The sequence below is a fragment of the Cellulophaga sp. L1A9 genome (assembly GCF_009797025.1).
In the GTDB taxonomy this organism is placed as follows: domain Bacteria; phylum Bacteroidota; class Bacteroidia; order Flavobacteriales; family Flavobacteriaceae; genus Cellulophaga.
Genome location: NZ_CP047027.1, coordinates 1,679,043 through 1,700,537, shown reverse-complemented (window position 1 = coordinate 1,700,537; position 21,495 = coordinate 1,679,043). Strand labels below are relative to the sequence as shown.

The 21,495-nt window shown below is 35.1% G+C and carries 23 protein-coding genes, 1 tRNA gene and 1 pseudogene; 14 read left to right on the top strand and 11 right to left on the bottom strand.

Going from position 1 to position 21,495, the window contains the following annotated elements; genetic code table 11:
* Positions 1–15: 15 nt before the first annotated feature.
* From GQR94_RS07255 to GQR94_RS07230, 6 genes are all read left to right on the top strand, one after another.
* Positions 16–708: a hypothetical protein gene (locus GQR94_RS07255; protein ID WP_158974858.1), complete on the top strand. Its 693-nt coding sequence runs from the start codon at positions 16–18 to the stop codon at positions 706–708.
* 66 nt (positions 709–774) lie between these two features.
* On the top strand, positions 775–1,131 hold the full coding sequence (locus tag GQR94_RS07250) for a DoxX family protein (RefSeq protein WP_158974857.1): 357 nt from the start codon (positions 775–777) through the stop codon (positions 1,129–1,131).
* A 9-nt stretch (positions 1,132–1,140) separates the two neighbouring features.
* Positions 1,141–1,821 carry a 16S rRNA (cytidine(1402)-2'-O)-methyltransferase gene (gene rsmI / locus GQR94_RS07245; RefSeq protein ID WP_158974856.1) on the top strand — a complete coding sequence of 227 codons (681 nt, stop codon included), beginning with the start codon at positions 1,141–1,143 and terminating at the stop codon, positions 1,819–1,821.
* Positions 1,818–2,162 carry a HopJ type III effector protein gene (locus tag GQR94_RS07240; RefSeq protein ID WP_158974855.1) on the top strand — a complete coding sequence of 115 codons (345 nt, stop codon included), beginning with the start codon at positions 1,818–1,820 and terminating at the stop codon, positions 2,160–2,162. Before rsmI ends, GQR94_RS07240 begins: the two co-directional genes overlap by 4 nt.
* Entirely contained in the window at positions 2,162–2,716 is a 555-nt protein-coding gene (locus GQR94_RS07235; RefSeq protein ID WP_158974854.1) for a hypothetical protein, read from the top strand. Before GQR94_RS07240 ends, GQR94_RS07235 begins: the two co-directional genes overlap by 1 nt.
* A 19-nt stretch (positions 2,717–2,735) precedes the next feature.
* Entirely contained in the window at positions 2,736–3,311 is a 576-nt protein-coding gene (locus GQR94_RS07230; protein WP_158974853.1) for a uracil-DNA glycosylase family protein, read from the top strand.
* Positions 3,312–3,717: 406 nt separating this feature from the next.
* Here the strand turns inward: GQR94_RS07230 and GQR94_RS07225 are convergent, their stop codons facing one another.
* Positions 3,718–4,320 (bottom strand): carboxymuconolactone decarboxylase family protein, encoded by a 603-nt coding sequence (locus GQR94_RS07225; RefSeq protein WP_034666400.1) that lies wholly within the window; start codon positions 4,318–4,320, stop codon positions 3,718–3,720.
* 69 nt (positions 4,321–4,389) lie between these two features.
* Between GQR94_RS07225 and GQR94_RS07220 the strand changes: the two genes are divergently transcribed.
* The 6 genes from GQR94_RS07220 to GQR94_RS07190 all read left to right on the top strand — a co-directional run bounded on the left by GQR94_RS07220 (position 4,390) and on the right by GQR94_RS07190 (position 11,453).
* Positions 4,390–4,818 carry an OsmC family protein gene (locus GQR94_RS07220; protein WP_034666399.1) on the top strand — a complete coding sequence of 143 codons (429 nt, stop codon included), beginning with the start codon at positions 4,390–4,392 and terminating at the stop codon, positions 4,816–4,818.
* A 236-nt stretch (positions 4,819–5,054) separates the two neighbouring features.
* Entirely contained in the window at positions 5,055–6,743 is a 1,689-nt protein-coding gene (gene recJ / locus GQR94_RS07215) for a single-stranded-DNA-specific exonuclease RecJ (protein WP_158974852.1), read from the top strand.
* Positions 6,744–6,784: 41 nt separating this feature from the next.
* Positions 6,785–7,684, top strand: coding sequence for an immunity 49 family protein (locus GQR94_RS07210; RefSeq protein ID WP_158974851.1), 900 nt, complete (start codon positions 6,785–6,787; stop codon positions 7,682–7,684).
* Positions 7,685–7,997: 313 nt separating this feature from the next.
* A complete protein-coding gene (locus GQR94_RS07205; protein WP_158974850.1) occupies positions 7,998–8,897 on the top strand; it encodes an immunity 49 family protein in 900 nt (299 codons plus the stop codon).
* Between the two features lie 313 nt (positions 8,898–9,210).
* Positions 9,211–10,110, top strand: a complete 900-nt coding sequence (locus GQR94_RS07195) for an immunity 49 family protein (RefSeq protein WP_158974849.1) — start codon at positions 9,211–9,213, stop codon at positions 10,108–10,110.
* A gap of 83 nt (positions 10,111–10,193) precedes the next feature.
* Positions 10,194–11,453 carry an MFS transporter gene (locus tag GQR94_RS07190; RefSeq protein WP_158974848.1) on the top strand — a complete coding sequence of 420 codons (1,260 nt, stop codon included), beginning with the start codon at positions 10,194–10,196 and terminating at the stop codon, positions 11,451–11,453.
* A gap of 236 nt (positions 11,454–11,689) precedes the next feature.
* On the opposite strand, the gene GQR94_RS07185 is transcribed toward GQR94_RS07190, so the two are convergent.
* From GQR94_RS07185 to GQR94_RS07165, 5 genes are all read right to left on the bottom strand, one after another.
* Entirely contained in the window at positions 11,690–12,463 is a 774-nt protein-coding gene (locus GQR94_RS07185; protein ID WP_158974847.1) for a UDP-2,3-diacylglucosamine diphosphatase, read from the bottom strand.
* A 36-nt stretch (positions 12,464–12,499) separates the two neighbouring features.
* On the bottom strand, positions 12,500–12,958 hold the full coding sequence (locus tag GQR94_RS07180; protein WP_158974846.1) for a 6-carboxytetrahydropterin synthase: 459 nt from the start codon (positions 12,956–12,958) through the stop codon (positions 12,500–12,502).
* 366 nt (positions 12,959–13,324) lie between these two features.
* Entirely contained in the window at positions 13,325–14,092 is a 768-nt protein-coding gene (locus GQR94_RS07175; protein ID WP_158974845.1) for an enoyl-CoA hydratase/isomerase family protein, read from the bottom strand.
* A 49-nt stretch (positions 14,093–14,141) separates the two neighbouring features.
* The gene (locus GQR94_RS07170; protein WP_158974844.1) at positions 14,142–15,476 is read right to left on the bottom strand and encodes an MATE family efflux transporter; all 1,335 of its coding nucleotides are present in this window, start codon (positions 15,474–15,476) and stop codon (positions 14,142–14,144) included.
* 12 nt (positions 15,477–15,488) lie between these two features.
* On the bottom strand, positions 15,489–15,986 hold the full coding sequence (locus GQR94_RS07165) for a GNAT family N-acetyltransferase (RefSeq protein ID WP_158974843.1): 498 nt from the start codon (positions 15,984–15,986) through the stop codon (positions 15,489–15,491).
* Between the two features lie 138 nt (positions 15,987–16,124).
* Between GQR94_RS07165 and GQR94_RS07160 the strand changes: the two genes are divergently transcribed.
* Both GQR94_RS07160 and GQR94_RS07155 read left to right on the top strand, forming a co-directional pair.
* A complete protein-coding gene (locus tag GQR94_RS07160; RefSeq protein WP_158974842.1) occupies positions 16,125–16,922 on the top strand; it encodes a universal stress protein in 798 nt (265 codons plus the stop codon).
* 52 nt (positions 16,923–16,974) lie between these two features.
* Positions 16,975–17,051 (top strand) — tRNA-Ala (locus GQR94_RS07155).
* A 102-nt stretch (positions 17,052–17,153) separates the two neighbouring features.
* Here GQR94_RS07155 and GQR94_RS22925 read toward each other — a convergent pair.
* From GQR94_RS22925 to GQR94_RS07130, 5 genes and pseudogenes are all read right to left on the bottom strand, one after another.
* A pseudogene (locus tag GQR94_RS22925) lies at positions 17,154–17,300 on the bottom strand (LytTR family transcriptional regulator DNA-binding domain-containing protein); the annotation flags it as partial.
* A gap of 172 nt (positions 17,301–17,472) precedes the next feature.
* Complete coding sequence (locus GQR94_RS07145; protein ID WP_158974841.1) at positions 17,473–18,876, bottom strand: RtcB family protein; 1,404 nt, start codon at positions 18,874–18,876, stop codon at positions 17,473–17,475.
* A gap of 132 nt (positions 18,877–19,008) precedes the next feature.
* Positions 19,009–19,689: a hypothetical protein gene (locus GQR94_RS07140; RefSeq protein ID WP_158974840.1), complete on the bottom strand. Its 681-nt coding sequence runs from the start codon at positions 19,687–19,689 to the stop codon at positions 19,009–19,011.
* 5 nt (positions 19,690–19,694) lie between these two features.
* Positions 19,695–20,750, bottom strand: coding sequence for a DNA polymerase beta superfamily protein (locus GQR94_RS07135; RefSeq protein ID WP_158974839.1), 1,056 nt, complete (start codon positions 20,748–20,750; stop codon positions 19,695–19,697).
* Entirely contained in the window at positions 20,747–21,484 is a 738-nt protein-coding gene (locus GQR94_RS07130) for a nucleotidyltransferase domain-containing protein (RefSeq protein WP_158974838.1), read from the bottom strand. Before GQR94_RS07130 ends, GQR94_RS07135 begins: the two co-directional genes overlap by 4 nt.
* Between the last annotated feature and the right edge of the window lie 11 nt (positions 21,485–21,495).

Genomic DNA, 21,495 nt, shown 5'->3' with positions numbered 1-21,495 from the left:
AAAAAATTTTGACAGATGAAAAAACAGCTGAAAAAAAAATTGGTTAAAATTGCAACAAATATTATTACTGCTGATGACATTAATGATATAACTGGAATGTATGCTGCATCAAAAGAGTTGTATGAGAAATTAGCGGTGCTTAAATTTATTGAAGAGGAGCTAAATGATATAGAGATAGATGTTTCTAAAAATGCCATTGCGGCAAAGTTTGAGGAATTAGCCAATGCGGTGATGCATGAAAATAAACATGTACCTGAAAGTAATCCGCATCAAGAAGATATTATGATTCCTGGTATGGATACCATAAAAGATATGGTTTCTGAGATGCCTATGAGTGCCGAAGCAGAAGATGTATTTTCAGATTTTATGGCAACACCCGCTTTAATGAAGAATGATAAAGAGCTTTTTATGCCTGTAGAGACAGAAAAAAAAGTGTCGGAAGAAGTAAAGAAATCGGTTAATGATACTTTTCAGAAAGAAATAAAAGTAGGGCTTAATGATCGTTTGGCTTTTGTAAAACATCTTTTTAATAATAACATGGAAGACTACAACCGTGTAATTTCACAGTTAAATACGATTACTACAGAAGAACGTTCTATTGCATTTATTGTAAATATGGTAAAACCAGATTATAATAGTTGGGAAGGAAAAGAAGAGTATGAAATTAGATTTGTAGAACTCATAACACGCAAGTTTTCCCAAAGATAAATTTGTAAGTATCACGTATAAAGGCTGACTCATAGTTTAACTTAAACTATAAATCAGTCTTTTTTTATGAAAAATTTTAAAATAATATATTGGATAGGAACAGGGTTGCTAACTGCAATAATGCTGTTTTCAATTCAGATGTATATATTGAATCATGAAGCTATTCAGGGTGCATTTGAAGCACTAGGATATCCTCCTTACCTAGTATATCCTTTAGCGTTTGCTAAAATTTTAGGTCTAATTGCCATATTTGGTAATTTTAATAAATCTTTAAAGGAATGGGCGTACGCAGGTTTTTTCTTTGACATTGGTTTAGCCTTTTTTGCACATATAGCAGTTAATGATGGTCAGTTTTTATTTGCATTATTAGCCTTTATCGGATTAATAATTTCTTATTTTGCGGGTAAAAAGGCAAGGCCGTAATTTTACCCAATGGGAAAACTCTATATTGTACCAACACCAATAGGAAATTTAGAAGATATTACACTAAGAGCCATACGTGTATTAAAAGAAGCAGATTTAATTCTAGCGGAAGATACGCGTACGAGTGGCAAGCTATTGCAGCATCTTGAAGTGTCTACGCACATGCAAAGTCACCATATGCATAATGAGCATAAAACAGTAGACAATATTGTTAAGCGTATTCAAGCAGGAGATACTATAGCTTTAATTTCTGATGCCGGTACACCTGCTATTTCAGACCCAGGTTTTTTATTAACTAGAGCTTGCGTAGAACATAATATAGAGGTCGATTGTCTTCCAGGAGCTACGGCTTTTGTTCCTGCATTAGTAAATAGTGGCTTGCCTAATGATAAGTTTGTTTTCGAAGGTTTTCTACCCGTTAAAAAAGGAAGACAAACAAGATTGTTGTTACTTGCAGAAGAGCCAAGAACTATAATTTTTTATGAATCTCCTCATAAATTATTAAAAACACTAAGTAATTTCGTGGAATATTTTGGAGCAGAAAGGCAAGTTTCTGTTTCTAGAGAATTAACGAAATTATACGAGGAAACTATTCGCGGCACCGCAGAAGAAGTTTTAAAGCATTATACAGATAAGCCGCCTAAAGGAGAGATTGTTATTGTGGTTGCCGGAAAAACAAAAGAGAAATGACGATAGCAGAGTTTAAAAGTAAATTAGAAAATACCCCTAAAGAAATTGAATTTTCTGAAACGATGGCAGTTATAGCGCAGCATTATAATTTTACGCCAACAGCTTTCACGAACGGGACATTGACTAACCCAGCAGGTGAGAACTCCGGTTCTTGTAAATTATTTGCTTTTGCAGTCGATCAAAAATTAACGAAAGAAGGGACTTTAGCTGCTTTTGGAGCCTATTATTTTGATGATGTCTTAAAGGATCCAGAAGGTAACGGACATCAGAATATTAGAAATTTCATGGCTTCGGGCTTTGAAGGATTGAGTTTTGATGGTATGGCTTTAACATATAAATAATGGCTATGAATAGCTCTTTCTACAAAATATTTCTTGTAATTACGGTAGTCGTTTCATTTGCTGCATGTAATGATACGGTAAAGGAAACTGTGACCAAAAGGAGTGAAATACTGCCGAACGGGATGCACCTAACGATTGAAAAAACAGACATTAAAAAAACCTCTTTTGGGATATTCACCAATCATAATTATGGAACTTCCCATAGGTTTAAATACCGCGTTGCTGTGGATAAAGGAAGTATAGATTGGGATTTTGGTGTTGGGGAGCCAAAACACTTTCTTTTTTGTAACAAAGGGGTCTATATTCATTACTTAAATGAAAACAGTTATACCGAAGAAGTTAGAGATACTATCAATGATACTATTGAAGAAGTACGTGTTATAAAAATTGAAAATCAATACCAGAAATATATAGATGAACGGTATTTATTTAAATTATTTGGAGATGCCTACTGGGTAGACGTTTCAGAAGAAGAATATGCTAGAAACAAAGCACTATGCTCTGAACAGGAAATACCAAACGACAATGAATTGACCATTGATATTGTAGACTGATAAATGTTTAAAATTTACAATGGAAGATTTATTAAAAGCTATTAGAAATTGTAAGGTGTGTATTGATAAACTTCCATTAGGTCCTAGGCCAATTATTGCAGGAAGCCCTAAAGCAAAAATTGCCATCATCGGGCAAGCTCCAGGAATTAAAGTTCATAAAACAGGTGTTCCTTGGGACGACCCTAGCGGCAAACAATTAAGGAAATGGTTAGGAGTTTCTGATGCTGATTTTTATGATGAAACAAAAATAGCACTGATTCCAATGGGATTTTGCTACCCAGGAAAAGGTAAAACAGGTGATTTGCCTCCCTGTAAAGAATGTGCCCCGCTTTGGCATGAAGAGCTTTTTAAAGCGATGCCAGATATTGAGTTGGTCATATTAATTGGGATGTATGCTCAAAAATATTACCTAAAGAATACCGCAGGAAAAAACTTAACAGAGACGGTTAAATCTTATCAAAATTATACACCAAAGTATTTTCCGCTACCGCACCCATCTCCTCGAAATAGATTTTGGCTTAAGAAAAACCCTTGGTTTGAAAAAGATGTTTTACCTGAATTAAGGAAAAGAACAAAGGATATATTGAACAATTAAGAATGTTCTTACAAGAAATAAACCCCACCAATAGGCAGGGCTTGTTGTTTGCATTTATCTTTCAAGTCTAAACTTCATGCTCAAACTTTTTGTTGTCATCGGTTCTCGATACTATTTTTATTTCGTTGCGCTACACAAAAATCGTTGGAACTGACACTGTGGTGTCTTCATTTTTAATCTGAATACTGTTGTCACTTCGAGTGAATTTTAAGCTTTTTTTGCTTTAAATTAGTATCGAGAAGTATTCGTGTTCCTAGGGTTTGTCCATATTATCTTTTTACATGGAGCCATACAAAAACCACTGGAACTCACATTTTTTATTGAAATTGACACGTGGACCGTTTTAATAGTTCTGTTTGCTTTTCGGTCTAAATTTTTTAAATTACCATCAACCATCAACCATCAACTAATATTTAGATCCATCGTGTTTGCCTTTTTCCCAGCCTGTTTTTCCTAGATATTGATCAGCACTTTCAACAGCGTCATTTTCTATAGTGGTTCCCATAGAATCATTCCATCTATTTAAATAGCCAAAAAGAGAAATAACACCTAGCATTTCTACAATTTCACCTTCATTCCAATATTGGTATAAACGTTCTTTTATTTCGGCATCAACACCATTTGGTACTTGAGATGCTTGCAATGAAAAATCTAATGCAGCACGTTCTGCCTCAGAGAAAGCAGCATGAGTTCTGTATTCCCAAATATTATCTAATTGCTCTTGCTCTGCTCCGTAGCGCTCAGCGGCTCTAATGGCATGTGCTTGGCAATAGCGGCATCCTGTGGCATTACTACTTACCCAAGCAATCATACGTTTTAAGGCAGAAGTAACTCTACCTTCATTAGCCATAACCGCTTTATTTAAATTTATAAATGCTTTAGAAATTGCAGGTCTGTGCTGCATGGTTAACACAGAATTTGGACAGAAGCCCAGCGTTTCATTAAAGAATTCTGCTAATTCTTTGGTTTCTTTATCGTGATTCGGATCTAAAGGTTGTACTAAGGCCATATCGTTCTCTGTTTATATTCTTTTATCGTATTTTTGAGTAATCAAATCCCTTACAAGAAACGAAAAATTATGAGCACAACAAATCATATATCAACCAAATGGTTGGGCAACATGACCTTTGAAAGTAATAACCCTTCTGGGAATAGTTTAAAAATAGATATTGCTAAAGAAGATGGTGGTGATGGTAATGGGTACAGACCTAAAGCATTAATGCTTTCTTCTCTTGCAGGATGCTCAGGATTGGATGTAGCAGCATTAATAAAAAAAATGAAATTAGACGTAGAAGAATTTCATATTGAAACCATTGCAAATTTGACGGATGAGCATCCAAAGTTTTATGATAAAGTAGCGGTAGAATATCATTTTCATGGCGCTAATCTTAAAGAAGATAAATTGCAAAGGGCAGTAGATTTATCCGTAGAAAAATATTGTGGCGTAATGGAAATGTTTCGTCAGTTTGCTGAGGTAGAAATAAATACGTTTTTCCATAATAAATAAGAGTATTGAAGCTTAAGATCAAAAATTAAGTTCAAGTATCAAGTTCAAAACCACACGAACTTGATATCTTCAATTTCAGTCCAAGTACTTTATTTGTAGTGCCAACTAATAAGAAGAATGTACCAAGAGCCTTTGCAACCAAGTAAAAGTTCTCGATACATTTTTCTGCACTACGCTTCAAAAAATACGCGAACTGACAATAGCAACCTTTTTTAAAATATGTTACTTAACACATTATGCGCTGGACGATTAAAGCCAAACCCGAAGAAGAAAAAATTAAGGAACTTGCCAGTGCTTTAAACGTAGAAGATCTTGTAGCGCAATTATTATTGCAACGCGGCATTTCTACTTTTGAAGAAGCAAAATTGTTTTTCAGACCTCAGTTATCAGACCTACATGATCCTTTTTTGATGAAGGATATGGATATTGCGGTAGCGCGTATAGAAACTGCAATTAATGAAGGAGAGAATATTCTGGTTTTTGGCGATTATGATGTAGATGGTACTACAGCAGTAGCCTTAATGTCCTCGTATTTATTGTCTTTTTATCCCAATGTGGCTACCTATATTCCAGATAGATATGCAGAAGGTTATGGCGTATCTTATAAAGGAATTGATTTTGCAGAGGATAATAATTTCTCTTTAATAATAGCCTTAGACTGTGGGGTAAAAGCGGTAGATAAAGTGGCTTATGCCAAAGAAAAGGGCGTAGATTTTATTATTTGCGACCACCATAGAACTGGTGATACTTTGCCAGACGCTATAGCTATTTTGGATCCTAAGAGAAGTGATTGTACGTATCCGTATGATGAACTCTGCGGGTGTGGGGTAGGTTTTAAATTGATACAAGCTTTAGGCTCCAGACAGGGAGAAACTATTCAAGATTTAATTCCTTATTTAGATTTAGTAGCCACGGCTATTGGTGCAGATATTGTGCCTATTACGGGTGAAAATAGAGTGTTGGCCTATTATGGCTTAAAAGTGATAAACTCAGACCCTAGAGCTGGTTTCAAGGCAATAATCAATCAGATTAAAAAATCCGTATTAACCATTACCGATGTTGTTTTTGTAATTGCCCCACGGATTAATGCTGCGGGTAGAATGGTACACGGGCAGCATGCTGTTAATTTATTGACGGAAACTAATGAAGCCCAAGCTGAAAAGTTTGCGGGTGAGATAGAGAAATATAATATTGATCGGAGAGGGTTGGATCAAGAAATTACGAAGGAAGCACTTACTCAGATTATTGAAAATAAAGAGGAAGAAGGTTTTACGTCTGTGGTGTATAAAGAAACATGGCATAAAGGAGTAATCGGTATTGTAGCCTCTAGACTTACGGAAACCTATTATAGACCAACCTTAGTGTTCACAAAAAGTGGTGATAAGTTGGCGGCTTCTGCACGTTCCGTAAAAGACTTTGATGTGTATAATGCACTCGAAGGTTGTGCAGATTATATAGAACAGTTCGGGGGACACAAATATGCAGCTGGACTTACTTTACTAGAGGATCAGTACAATAATTTTAAACATCAGTTTGAAAAAGTAGTTTCGGAAACCATAGATCCTAATTTATTAATTCCTGAGATTGCAGTAGACATGCTCATCGAGATAAAAGACATTACGCCTAAACTGATGCGTATCATTAATCAGTTTGAACCTTTTGGTCCGGAGAATATGACGCCTGTTTTTATGGCAGAAAATATTCAAGATTCTGGGTATGCAAAGGGCGTAGGTGAAGAAGGGAAACATTTAAAATTTGCGGTTACCCAAAATGGCTATGGCCCTATTGGTGGAATTGGTTTTAATTTAGGTGATAAATTACCCATGTTAACAGGTAGAAAACCCTTTAGCGCTGTTTTTTCTATTGATGAAAATGAATGGCAAGGCAATGTGAGTTTGCAATTGAAATTGAGGGATATAAAGTAGATTAATTTAAGCTGTCCTGCACTCCTGACAATTTGATATTTATGGAAATTAATAAAACTATAATACCCGCTGAGCATTTTGAACGTTTCTTAAATAATGCTCAAAAAAGAATATATACAATAGAGAATGAATTTTTTGAAATTTTTGAGAAAAGTGTTGCAACAAATACTATAGGTACTGTTACAAAACACGCTTTAAATGACTTTAACAAATATGCAACCTGTCAAAATCAAGACAGAGCCTCGCAAACTAAACTACTATTTTACTGGCGAGTTTTAGCAAAAGCCTTTTATCATTTAGCATACTCTGCAGGTACAGAAGTAACCGTACAATTTAGAGACAAACCTGTACAGCATATGGGTGTTGCCTACAAAAGCAATATGGGCTTTGCCGACTGGTTAAATGCTTACGGTATTTTTAGAGTTTTACGAGACCAAGCAGGTTTAAATGTATTGGAAGGTATTACAGATAGTGCTATGGATCGGGCAGAAACAAGTTGGGATACTTTAGATAAAAACATGCTCCATTTTCTTTGTAGTTTACATACTAACCCCAAAACAAGGGAGAAGTTATTAATAGATGCTATTAAATCTACCTACGCAGATTCTGGAGATTATTTACAGGAAGGCTTTGCCATAGAATTTGTAACCTATTTATACGAGCCCTTGTTGTTTTTATATGAAGCGCTTTTGCGAAATAATGAAGAAGATTTTAATGCGCAATTAATAGAAGCACTTACCAGACACAGAACGTATTATGACACAAAAAAAAATAACCGCTGTAACGATTCAGATGGTTGGATAAGTTGGCGTCTTTTAGGGGCAGTTGCCTTGGCATACGATAATGGTATAAAAATTAATATAAAAAGTGATTATATTCCAGAATGGCTCTATAAAGGAGAGTTTGATACTGCTACGCTTCCGAAATATATGGTAAGCTAAAAGAATGCTCCGCTAGCGCGAGCGTCACGCTCGTGCCAGCAATAGTAAAAACCCCTAAGAAAGTAGAAAAGAGTGGCTATTGTGAATGATGGAAAGATTCGGTAATAAGAATAGTAATGTCCATAAGGGACAGTTTTGGAAACAGTACAGCAAACCTATTGAATTATGGAGTTATTAAAATTATAACTGAATGTAAAAACTTTGTGGGTATGATCGTGACGCTCGCACCAGCGGGGGTTATTATGCCTGTAAAAAGTATAAAGGCGATAGAATAAATAGGTTACCTAAAAATTATAAAAAACATCTCGTGTCTATGGAAATTAATAAAACTATAATACCCGCTGAGCATTTTGAACGTTACTTAAATAATGTCAATAGAAAAATTGATAAATTAGAAATAAACTCTTTTGAACGCTTCGAAAATGATGTTTCATCCAATACACTAGGAACTTTTGCATTTTTTATTTTAGATGACTTTAACAAATATGCAACCTGCCCAAACCAAGACAGAGCCTTGCAGACGAAAGCATTGCATTATTTCAAAATTTTAGCAAAAGCCTTTTATCATTTAGCATACTCTGCAGGTACAGAAGTAACCGTACAATTTAGAGACAAACCTGTACAGCATATGGGTGTTGCCTACAAAAGCAATATGGGCTTTTCCGATTGGTTAAATACTTATAGTATTTTTAGAGTACTACGGGACCAAGCAGGTTTAAATGTATTGGAAGGTATTACAGATAGTGCTATGGATCGGGCAGATGCAGGTTGGACAGTATTACATAAAAATATGCTCCATTTTCTTTGTAGTTTACATTCTAACCCCAAAACAAGGGAGAAGTTATTAATAGATGCTATTAAATCTACCAACGCAGATTCTGGAGATTATTTACAGGAAGGCTTTGCCATAGAATTTGTAACTTATTTATATGAGCCTTTGTTATTTGTATACGAAGCGCTTTTACGAAATAATGAAGAAGATTTTAATGCGCAATTAATAGAAGCACTTACTAGGCATAAAACGTATTATGACACAAAAAAAAATAACCGCTGTAACGACTCAGATGGTTGGATAAGTTGGCGTCTTTTAGGAGCAGTTGCCTTGGCATACGATAATGGTATAAAAATTAACGTAAAAAGTGATTATATTCCAGAATGGCTGTATAAAGGAGAGTTTGATACTGCTACGCTTCCGAAATATATGGTAAGCTAAAAGAATGCTCCGCTAGCGCGAGCGTCATGCTCGTGCCAGCAATAGTAAAAACCCCTAAGAAAGTAGAAAAGAGTGGCTATTGTGGATGATGGAAAGACTCGGTAATAAGAATAGTAATGTCCATAAGAGACAGTTTTGGAAACAGTACAGCAAACCTATTGAATTATGGAGTTATGAAAATTATAACTGAATGTAAAAACTTTGTGGGTATGATCGTGACGCTCGCACCAGCGGGGGTTATTATGTCTGTAAAAAGTATAAAGGCGATAGAATAAATAGGTTACCTAGAAATTATAAAAAACATCTCGTGTCTATGGAAATTAATAAAACTATAATACCCGCTGAGCATTTTGAACGTTTCTTAAATAATGCTCAAAAAAGAATATATAAAATAGAGAATGAATTTTTTGAAATTTTTGAGAAAAGTGTTGCAACAAATACTTTAGGTACCGTTACAAAACACGCTTTAGATGACTTTAACAAATATACAACCTGTCCAAATCAAGACAGAGCCTCGCAAACTAAACTACTATTTTACTGGCGAGTTTTAGCAAAAGCCTTTTATCATTTGGCATATTCTGTAGGTGTAGAAGTAACCGTACAATTTAGAGACAAACCTGTAAAACATATAGGTGTTGCCTACAAAAGCAATATGGGCTTTTCCGATTGGTTAAATACTTATAGTATTTTTAGAGTACTACGGGACCAAGCGGGTTTAAATGTATTGGAAGGTATTACAGATAGTGCTATGGATCGGGCAGATGCAGGTTGGACAGTATTACATAAAAATATGCTCCATTTTCTTTGTAGTTTACATTCTAACCCCAAAACAAGGGAGAAGTTATTAATAGATGCTATTAAATCTACCTACGCAGATTCTGGAGATTATTTACAAGAAGGCTTTGCCATAGAATTTGTAACCTATTTATACGAGCCATTGTTGTTTGTATATGAAGCGCTTTTACGAAATAATGAAGAAGATTTCAATGCACAATTAATAGAAGCACTTACTAGGCATAAAACGTATTACGATACACAAAAAAATAACCGCTGTAATGATTCAGATGGTTGGATAAGTTGGCGTCTTTTGGGGGCAGTTGCTTTGGCATACGATAATAGTATAAAAATTAATGTAAAAAGTGATTATATTCCAGAATGGCTGTACAAAGGAGAGTTTGATACTGCCACGCTTCCGAAATATATGGTAAGCTAAAAGAATGCACTTTTTAAAATATAGCTGTTCAAGAGAAAAATCTCTTTCTTACCTTTGCATCTTACTTTTTTGAATGCTTCGCTATGGATCCGTATGCTGCTTTACGCTATAAAGAGTTCAATATATTTTTACTAGTCCGTTTTGCCATGGTTTTTGCATGGTCTATGCAATTTATTGTAATAGAATGGCAGGTGTATACCTTAACTAAGGATCCGTTATCCTTGGGGATTATTGGCTTAATGGAGGTTATTCCTGCAGTTTCTATGGCGCTTTTTGCTGGGCATATTGTAGACCAGAAAGAAAAACGAAACCTGTTGATGCTTTGTATTCTTGGTTTTTCTGTTATTAGTTTTGGGCTGTTTGTGATTAGTATCCCTTCTGTGATTGTCGATTTAGACACCAAAACTATTTTATATACCATATATGGCTTAGTATTTTTAGGAGGTATCGTACGTTCTTTTATTGGCCCCACTATTTTTTCATTAATCGCCTTAATTGTTCCTAAAAAAATATATCCCAATGCTGCGACATGGAGTAGTTCTACCTGGCAAATGGCGTCTGTTTTAGGCCCAGCGTTGGCAGGGTTCTCTATCAGTTATATTGGTGTGCATTGGTCCATGTGTTTAATCTTTGGTTTTTCTATACTGGCATTAATAGCACTTTTTAAAATAGGACCTAAACCAATTCTAAATCCGAAAATAGGAGAGCCAATTTTTGAAAGCTTAAGTGAAGGTTTAAAATTTGTATTTACGAATAAAGCCATTTTAGGAGCTTTAACGCTTGACATGATCGCCGTTTTATTTGGTGGCGCCGTGGCGCTATTATCTGTCTTTGCACAAGATATTTTACATGTGGGCGCAGAAGGTTTCGGGATTTTAAGAGCGGCGCCCGCAGTGGGAGCAGCAATTACCATGTTGGGCTCTACCCGATTTCCTATTCATAAAAATGCTGGGAAAAAATTACTCTTGGCGGTATTTGGTTTTGGTCTTTGTATGATTGTTTTTGGGTGGTCTGCGTATTTTTGGGTATCTGTAGCGGCTTTGTTCTTAAGTGGTGCGCTAGACGGAATCTCCATGGTGGTACGTCAAACCATTTTACAATTGAAAACTCCAGATCATATGCGGGGTCGCGTCGCATCTGTAAACTCTATTTTTGTAGGTTCTTCTAATGAATTGGGTGCTTTTGAAAGTGGCGTAACCGCAAAATTAATGGGTACGGCTACTGCTGTAATTTTTGGAGGTATTATGACCATAACTACAGTAGGGATAACTGCTCTTGCTTTTCCTAAATTTAGGAAACTAGATCTTCAAAAAGATGTTGAAGAACACGAAGCGGAAGGATAGTTTTCCTTTTTAAACACAAAAAAAGCCCAATGAAGGGCTTTTTTGTCTGTAGGTAATTTAAGATTCGGGGGCAATATATATTTTTTGATTTAGAATCAATAGTTCATTTTAAATAACACTGTAAATATATCGAGTTATATCATATTTTAAAACATTAATGTTGTGAAATAAGTAAAAATAGTTGTAAGAAAAGGATTACATCGCGTTTGAGGATTCAAAACTCCAGAAAGCAAGTTTTATATTGAGGCAGTAAATTCCTTTAGTGCCATTTTTTCACCATCGAAAACTCCGTAGGTATAGTATCCAATCCAATCGCCAAGATTAATATATTTTGATGTTTCGTTTAAGGCAATATCTAAAGGCAAGTGTCTGTGGCCAAAAACGAAGTAATCATAATGGTCTTTCTCAAGCTTGCGTTTTGCATATTGTACCAACCACTCGTTGTCTTCTCCTAAGAACTTAGCATCGTCATCACCAGAGATTAGCTTGTTTTTTACAGACAAGTATTGTGCTAAACGTACGCCTAAATCTGGATGTAACCATCTGAAGAGCCATTTAGAAAACGGATTCGTAAATACTTTTTTCATTCGCTTATATCCTTTATCACCAGGACCTAAACCATCTCCATGGCCAATAAAAAAAGACGTGTCATTGAAGGTAAACTGTTGGGGTGAATGAAAGACAGGGATGCCGAGTTCCTCTTCAAAGTAACCATTCATCCAAAGGTCATGATTCCCTACAAAGTAATAGATTGGAATTCCAGAATCCGCAATTTCAGCTAATTTCCCTAATGTTCTAGTAAATCCTTTTGGGACCACTGTTTTGTATTCCATCCAAAAATCAAACATATCACCTAATAGAAAGATAGCAGCGGCGTCTGTTTTAATTTCGTCCAACCAAGCCACAAATTTCTTCTCTCTAGGGTAACTGTGTTCCTTAGTAGGAGCGCCTAAGTGATTGTCACTAGCAAAATATACTTTCTTTCCTTCAGGTATTTGTAGGCTTGTCATGTAAAGGATATTGAATTAATCCTCCCCTTTGGGAAGTTAAAGAGGGCTATTATCACTAGCATACCACTCAGCAAAAGAGGTATCGGTTTCTTGTAGTTTTAACGAGTGTAATTTTATGTTTTCTGGTAATCTGGAGCTAATACGTGCGGCAAAATCAATCACCATATTTTCACTAGTAGGTTGGTAGTCTGCTAAAATAACCATGTGCCCGCGATCTGTAAGCTCCTTAGCTAATTCTACGTGAGGTGTATTTTTATTAAATACTGTAGCATGATCAAACTGGTCTACTATTTCTTCTTTGACAATCTTTTTTAAATCACCAAAATCTATGACCATTCCTAATTTTACATGCGATGTATCCGTAATAGGCCTGCCAATCACCGTCACAGAAAGTTTGTAACTATGCCCGTGTACATTTCTACATTTACCATCATAACCGTATAAGGCATGACCGGTTTCAAAATTAAATTGCTTGGTGATTCTGATATTACTCATAAAGATAGCTTAAACAAAATGTTTAAATAGGCTGCAAAAGTATTGATTTATGTGGAGTAATTTTAAAAAACACCTTTAAAATAAAGAATCAGAGCAAAAAGGCATGTAGCTAGAAATTAACCAGAACTACTGTAGCGGTGCTTTTTGAAAGCCATAAACAACTGTTGGTTTTAAACAGGATAGTGTACTCTGGGCGTTTATTTTCTTTTATATTTTTTATTGTTTCTGTATTTGTTGAAGAAATAAACGGCACCAACGATCAATAATAATAGGGCGAAAAATGTACTGCCCGTTAAAAATTTAAGTATTTCCATGATAAAAATGATAATGATAATAAAAAAGTAGAACGATAAAACTTTAGAGTTATTACTTTTTAAATTTTTCTAAAGTGTTTTTTGTGAATTCAGATAAGGCCAATTTTCCTGTGATGGCAGCTCTTTGTGGTAATAAAACATCCCAATGATCTGTATTTTCCCAAAGTACATTTTTCCAATCTTCTAGCGCTTGAGGATTGTATTGTGATAGGCTGTTGGTATAAAATTCTAATTCTTTATCTAGCTCAGAAATAGATTCATATACCTTAGCGAATAAGCCTTTTTCTTGAGCCCAATAGGCTGTTTTCCATTCTGTGGGACGCAATGAAAGCTCAGATAAAGCAGCAGTGCCCATTTTCCGTTCTACAGCGGGAGCAATAACAAAAGGAGCAATACCAATAGTAAGTTCAGACAAACGAATAGAGGCACTTTCTGTAGCATAAACAATATCACAGGCAGCAGCTAAGCCAACACCTCCGCCAACAGTTTTTCCTTGAATACGACCTACAATAATTTTGCTACAGGTACGCATCGCGTTAATAACATTTGCAAAGCCACTAAAGAAAATTTTACCCTCTTCTAAAGTAGATACAGCGACCAATTCATCAAAAGAAGCACCAGCACAAAATGCACGATCGCCTTCCGATTTTAGGATGATGACATTAATATTCTTATCGTCTGAAAGCTTGGTAAATTCTTTAGCCAAACGATCTAATAAATCACTTACAAATGAATTACTCGCCGGATGACCAAATTCTAGGGTAGCCACCTTGTTTTCTATGTGTGTATAAAGACTTCCGTTGGGTCTTGAAGTAGCCATATTTTGTATTTTACATCAAAAGTACTTAAAAAATAAGATAGGTTGGTTTTTAATGGAGCGTTCTAAGGGGCATAAATTTTCTTTTAAACTCTATAACCAATGCACCACCGCGAATGAACATCCAAATGGTAAATGCAATCCAAATACCTTGTAATTGAAGCTCAAAATACTTCCCGATGAATAAAGCGGGAATAAACCCCAAGAAGGTGGCTACTAACAACGTATTTCTTAAGTATTTCATTTCACCTAATCCCTTAAATAATCCGTCAAAAATAAATGCGATACTATTTATGGGTTGCCCTAGAATTACAATAAAAAAGACACCATAAAAAGCATGGAGTACGGGAAAGTCATTAGAGAAAAAAGTTCCGATGGGTTTGTAAAAAATAAACCCTAAAGTCATCAAAAATAAGCTCACTAAAACGCCATATATCATAATTTTTTTAGCGAGTAGAAAGAGGCCATCATAATCTTTGCTTCCTAAGAGTTTTCCTCCCATAATATTACCGGCTGCAGCATATCCATCAATAAAAAAAGCAGAAAAAAGCCAAAGATTTATTGCAATAGTGTGGGCGCCAATAAAGTTGTTACCAAGAGCTGTTGCTTCTCTTACGGCCAATATCAGTGCAACATTGAGGGCAAGTGCTCGGACAAATAAATTTAAACTCATCACTACAAGTCGGCCTAGTTCTGGATGCAAAGGGAGCTGTGGCTTCAGGTTAATATTTGTCTTTGTGATTAGTAGTATAAATGCCATTATAGCCATAACCCCTTGTGCAATTAAGCTTGCCCATGCTGCGCCCTCTAAATACATTGGTTCTAAAACGTCAGTAATTCCGTAAACAAAGATATAATCTAAAATTACGTTAAGTACCGCACCAACAATAGCAATTAGCATTGGGTAAAAGGTATTCTGTAACCCTCTAAAAATACCCATTACAGCAAAGGTGAATAAGGTTAGGGGAAAACCCCAAACGCGAATGGAATAGTAGGAAATACAATAGTCTAAAATTTTACCAGTAGCGTTTAAAAATCTAAAGATATCATCTATAATAAAAATAGTAGAAAGTAGAATTAAAATACTCAATCCAATGTTTAAATAGATGGCTTGTGCGGGTAATGATTTTATTTCTTCAGATTTTCCTGCCCCTAAATATTGTGAAATTATGGCAGAAATGGCACTTCTGGTTTGTCCTAAAACCCAAATTAACATGGATAAAAAAGAACCTACAATACCGGCGGCCGCCAGAGATTCTATTCCGTCTACTTCAATATTACCCACAATAGCGGTATCTGTAATGGAAAGTAAAGGCTCAGCTATCCCAGCGATAGTGGCTGGAATTGCTAGTTTATTAATGTCTTTAAAGGTAATGGTATTCTTCAATTAAAAGAGGTCTTATAACGTGAGTTCATAACAATAAAAGGGATGTATACTTTGTTTTGGAAAGTAGATCTCACCTAATTTCTGGTATCCTCTAGTTTCATAAAATTTCTGATTTCTCTTATTTTGGCTAAAGGTATCTAATCTTACAGAGGTATAGTTTTGTTTCTTGGCGTAATTTTCGGCAAAGGCCATCATTCTTTGGGCGAATCCTTTCCCTTGAGATGCAGGATGTACAGACAGTCTGTGTATGTAGCAGTTATTATCATTTTTAGTGAGCCATGTAATAGGTTTGTATTCCTCATCCATATGTGTGGAAATCACTATTGTACCTATAATTTTAGAATTTTCTTCTAAGACATACAATTCATTTCGCTTTATGTCGTTTTCAAAAGCATCTTTTGATGGATAATGTTCATTCCATTGGTGAATTCCATTTTCAGACATTTTTAAAGCACAGGCTTTAGTAATTTTAAGAATATCGGGAATTTCTAATATCTTTGCGCGGCGCATTTTTTAATATATTTCTTAATTATTTGTAAATTTAAAAGATATAAAATAAAAGCATAGTGCATTTTTGAAATCAACGTACAGCATTTACTTTTTTTAAAATAAAAAAATACAGACTACTAAACCAAATAATTTCAACACATGAAAAATATCTTAGTTCCGATTGGTACCTCACCAGAATCTCATGAAACTTTACAATATGCAGTAGATTTTGCTGTACAATTTTCATCTGAAATTTATGTCATGGAGGTGTTCAGTATCTCTGGAAATGCGGGTACGTTGAGTAATATTTCTGGGAAAATTACAGAAAACAGTATCGAACGTTTAAAAGAAATTATTGCAAAGGTAGATGCTAAGAATATTGTTATTAAGATTGCAACGTACAATGGAGACATTGTCAGTGGCGTAAAAGATATTGATAAGGAATTAGGGATTGATTTAATGATTATTTCTCCAAAAAGTAATGATATCAAAGAAGGCTTATATTTAGGGAATACGTCCGGTAAAATTGTAAAGCAAACCAATATTCCATGTTTAGTAGTCCCTAAAGGAAGTGTTTTTAAACCCTATGTAACTATACTTACAGCATTTAAATCAGGTGTTTTAAAGCGTAATAGAATTTTGGTGCCATTAATACAAATTAAAAAGAAATTTGGTTCTGTCGTTAATCTTTTATTGGTAAAAACACCGGGGTATACGGATGCCGATTTAAAAATAAATACGGCTTTGATGGACATAAGTTCACAACTTACGTTAACAGAAAATGCGACAACTTATTTAGGAGTTTTAGAACATTTTCAAGCACAACATCCAGATTTATTATGTGTATTTAGACGCAAAAGAGGGTTCTTTAAAACTTTATGGGAAAAGAATACCATTTCCAAAAAAGAATTTAACTCTTCAGTTCCTGTTTTAGTTCTAAGCGTTAAGAAAGATTAATTTTTCACTTTGATTCACAAATAAAATAGACGTTCTTTGGAGGGTCTATTTCGGGGGATTAGCTCAGCTGGCTAGAGCGCTTGCCTGGCAGGCAAGAGGTCACCGGTTCGACTCCGGTATTCTCCACCATATTTTACAAAGCTTCAAGAGTTTTTGACTTTTGAAGCTTTTTTGTTGATATGTCAACTTCATTTTTACCTCAATCTGGTTTGATTGAGGTAATAATGAAAGTCAGCTTAAATATTTCATCATAAAATCCTTTTTATATGCCCTAGCTAAAGGCAAGTTAATATCGGTCATATAAATGGTATTGTTAGACACTTTTTTCAAATATTTTACGTGAATTAAACAAGATCTATGGATCCGGAAAAATTGAGTAGGGTCTAATGTATCTAATCAATACCATTGAGTTTCTTTGCTTAGGTATGTTTTTTCTATAGTCAGAATCAGATTTTATAAATTTTATATCTGATATTTTGATTTGAATATGCTCATGACCACATTTAAACACTTGGCTCCAGAAATAGCATGTAGTTTTTTGATACCTAAATTATTCTTTTTTATTATCTCTTTCCCTTCGCTTTTTCCTCCAAGGCGCATTAACTTGAAAATCTCCTGCCATAATGCAACCATAAGGTATTACTTCATCAATGACCTCTCCTAAACCATATTCTTCCATTTGAGAACGAACGGTTTGTGCATTTTTATAAGCACTAGGCAATTCAGAAATATCGATTTCTTTAGAAAAGAAACGTACATCTAAGCCTTTTGTTTCTATTTCAAACAAGGCTTCTTTTGTGAAATCGGCGTTGTTCCTTTTGTGTTGCGTACGGCTCATATTTCTACCAGCACCATGAGGAGCAAAACCTAAATTGTTCGCGGTTGTTTTACCCTCGACAATTAAAACGGGTTCAGCCATATTCAAAGGAATCAATCTAGGCCCAGTAATATCAGGCATAAACTTCGCATCCAAAGGAGTTGCGCCTTTAGCATGATAGAACAAATCTCCATCTTTGAAAACAAAGTTATGCTCATTCCAGTAACGGTCTTGAGCTTCCATCTTGAAAACTTCTAAAGTGGCATTATGAATACATTCGTGGTTTAACTTTGTCCATTTTCTGATAGTTTGTAAAGCGTTCCAATACAACTGTCCTTCTTCGGTTTCAAAAGGAATCCACGCATTTTGCTTTAAGGCGGCAGGGCATAAATCTTTTCTGAATCGCTCAGCTATATGCATCCCTTTTTTATATAATCTGGCACCAGGCGCTCTTGAGCCATGATGCGTAATCATCATAGTATTACCCGTTTTTTCTGAAATACCCACAAACAAGAAGTGATTGCCATCACCCTGTGTGCCCAAGTGTTCTCTCGCGAGACTTATGTCTTTATCAGCATTCAATAATTTGTTGGCTTTGAACTCGGCTAATAGTTCTTCAGTCAACTGAAATTGTTTTCCACGTGGTCTTCCACCAGGACCGAAATGCGTTATTGAATGTGCAGCATCCAAAACTAGTTTTGGGTCAGTTTTTCCAAAATCAGTCAACATTACAGAACAACAAATATCTGCACTATGCATACCTGGATGTATGGCGTTTTTTGCCACTACCACACCCCCAACAGGAATTGTTCCTGAAGGACCAGTCGGACAAGCATCTGGCATAACAGCACCATTGACTGCAGTAGGTGTACGCATCAAAACCTTCATAGATTCTACCACGGAGTTAACATTGGTTTCTTCCAATTCGTTTTCTGCTTTGATGTTTATAACGAATTCAGCAGCAGTTGCATGTAAGTTCACCATAGGAGGTAAGCGGTATTGCTCTAAGAACTCGAGCATAGCTTCTCCTTCTAATTGGTTCGTGTTTATATATTCGATGGCTTCTGGAAACCATTTCCCTGAACGAAAACCTAAATCGATTAACTCTTTTCCTGTGATGTTTACTGTATTTTCCATAATTTCTTTTAATTAGCTCCGCCGATTCCATTCGTCCGGCGGAGCGCTACAAGAAGACTGTTTAACGGGTCTCCTTTATGATTCTGAAACAAATGTCAGCTCCATGTGCGCAGTCATTTTGCGTAGTAAATTTTATTCGTAGTATTCTTTCTTAGTGTCAAGCCTACGGTCAATGTTTTTGGCAATCGTATAGATACTTTTGAAATATGGAAATGCAATTTCTTCCGCTTTCATCTTTTGAATTTCAGATTGTAAAAAAGGCGCTTTTGTTGAAACTTTGATTTGCTTTTTTGGAATTGGGCTACCTTCGTTAAGGGATTTTTGTACCTCGGTAAATTTAAATGAGTACATTTCAATTTGATCCACTTTTCCTTTGTTAATCTTTTCCATTTCAGCATGTGAAAAACCATTTCTTATATTATCTCGAATAACTTTGTCCAAATAACTTTTTTCTTCCTCCGAGATAAGGCCCTCTTCAAACACAAGTTTTATTGATTGAGACATTACTTCGGCATCATAAAGATTTGAGGCTTCGGAAAGTGTTTTTTCTAGCTCTTTAATGTCTTTCTCAGAAATTTTCAAACCATTAGTTATTTTTTCTATAAGTGCAAGTTTCAACATTCTTTCAACCATGTGATTAGTTAAAGTTATCGAGGCGTTATATTGTTCTATCATTAAGCAATTGATGATTTCATATTTAGCTATGTTTAAAGCGGACAAAAAAATCAGGTCATCATTAAAATAGTATTCCAATGAACTGTAATTTTTATTCACTTTTTCAGTATAACCTTTCAGGAAAATTTCTTTTGACATAATTTCTATAGGTTATAATATTCTTCTCTAATGCTAGCTAATATTTTATTAACCCTATCCAAATCAGGCCTTTCCATCAAACTAGATTTTTCATAAATAACTTCTAGTTCAGTTCTTAGTTTTTCTGCTCTTTCAACCAATTCTTCATATTCGAATTCAGCATTCTTTACATCTAGTAGGAAGTCGCGATCTGGTCTTTTCACCATGATTTTATTATCAACTCCTATTTCTTTAGCCATATGTAAAAGACGAAAAGTATGCATCATGTTTTTAGCATCGTAGTTCTTTTCATGCGAAATGTTACTCTTATAACGTTCATCATTTCTCTTTTCTACCCAAGACCAATACTCCTTATACTTTTTACAATAGGATGAATACCCATCTAGATTGAAATATAAAATAGCTGCTGGTACTTCTGATTTTGGAATAGAACTAAGGCAGACTTCATTCGCATTTTCTCTGGCAACGCCACTATACTTCATAGAAGGATTGTAGAAGAGATTGTAACAATCTTTCATTTGACTTATTTTTGCCAATCCACAATGGGCCACTTCGAAACCTTCATTTTCTAAAAAAGTGTTTAAAGGAGCAGCGCGCTTTTCTTTTCGAACAAAACAAAAGTCAGTAACAGATTTTCGTTCTTTTTCAATAGGATTTACTATTTTTTTTTTCAATCCTCTTGCTTTTTTTATTTGGGTAAAAGCATAATTCGCAAAGGTGTCTTTGCATAATTTTGAAAGAAAGTACTCAGACTTGACTTTATCGAATAGCGGATGCTTTGAAAGTATGCATTCTTCAGGCACACTTAACAATTCAAGAATATTAGGATTGTTTTTCGAAAGAAGTTCTATGAACTTTTTAAGTTCATAATAAACAATATCGTTCGTCTCATTATTTATTTGACCCACATATTCTAGTGAATAATACTTTTCTTTTGGTAGTACAAAAACTCCACGAATATCGGTATCAGAAGAAGCAGTAGCGAGTCCGTATGCTCTACTACCGCTAATGCATTCAAATATTATATTCCCTGAAGCTTTTAGTTCTTCTATTGTTTTCATTTGGTCAAGGTGTTGTATAAAAAACTATCAATTCTATCAGTATCAGGTTTTCCCCCAGAAAGAGATTTTGCAAACTTTTCGTTAACATCTAAAACACCTGTTATAAGATTTATGACTTTCTCATTTCTCGAATGTAAATAACTTTCGTTATTCTCTGATTTTATAGTCATTAAGTTTCTTATTTCGTCAGCCTCATCCCTTTTGACAAGAGATAGCATTTTATCAAAAACAACTGGAGGCATTGTATTGTTCTCCAGTATCCACTTGCCCGCCAAAGCTGTTCGCAATGCATAAAACAAACTCTTTAGTTTTACAGTTTCAGCAGATAGCTTTTCTTCATATTTTTTACTCATACTTAAATAGTGATACATACAAGCTACAGGAGAAAAGCAATCTTCAGCGATTTTTCTAAGTTCCTTAATAGATGCATTTTCTTCAATATAAGTTATAGGTGAAAATAAATGCTCTAGCGCTGGTACGTTTGACTTTTTAAGCAAGCGTAGCTTCTTTCTGAGTTCCCAACCAACTGCATCAAAGTCGCCTTCCATTAAATCGATAGTATCCCTTTTTTCTGAAACGGATAGATACCATTCTAGAGGATGGGTGTATACAAATCGAACATCGTAATCGCTATCAGGAGAAGCAAAGCCCCAAGCTCTGCTTCCAGATTCGCAGGCAAAAAGTATGTTAACCTTTTTGTCGGTTGCAAGATTTTTAAGTTTGTGTATCATCATTTCTAATATTA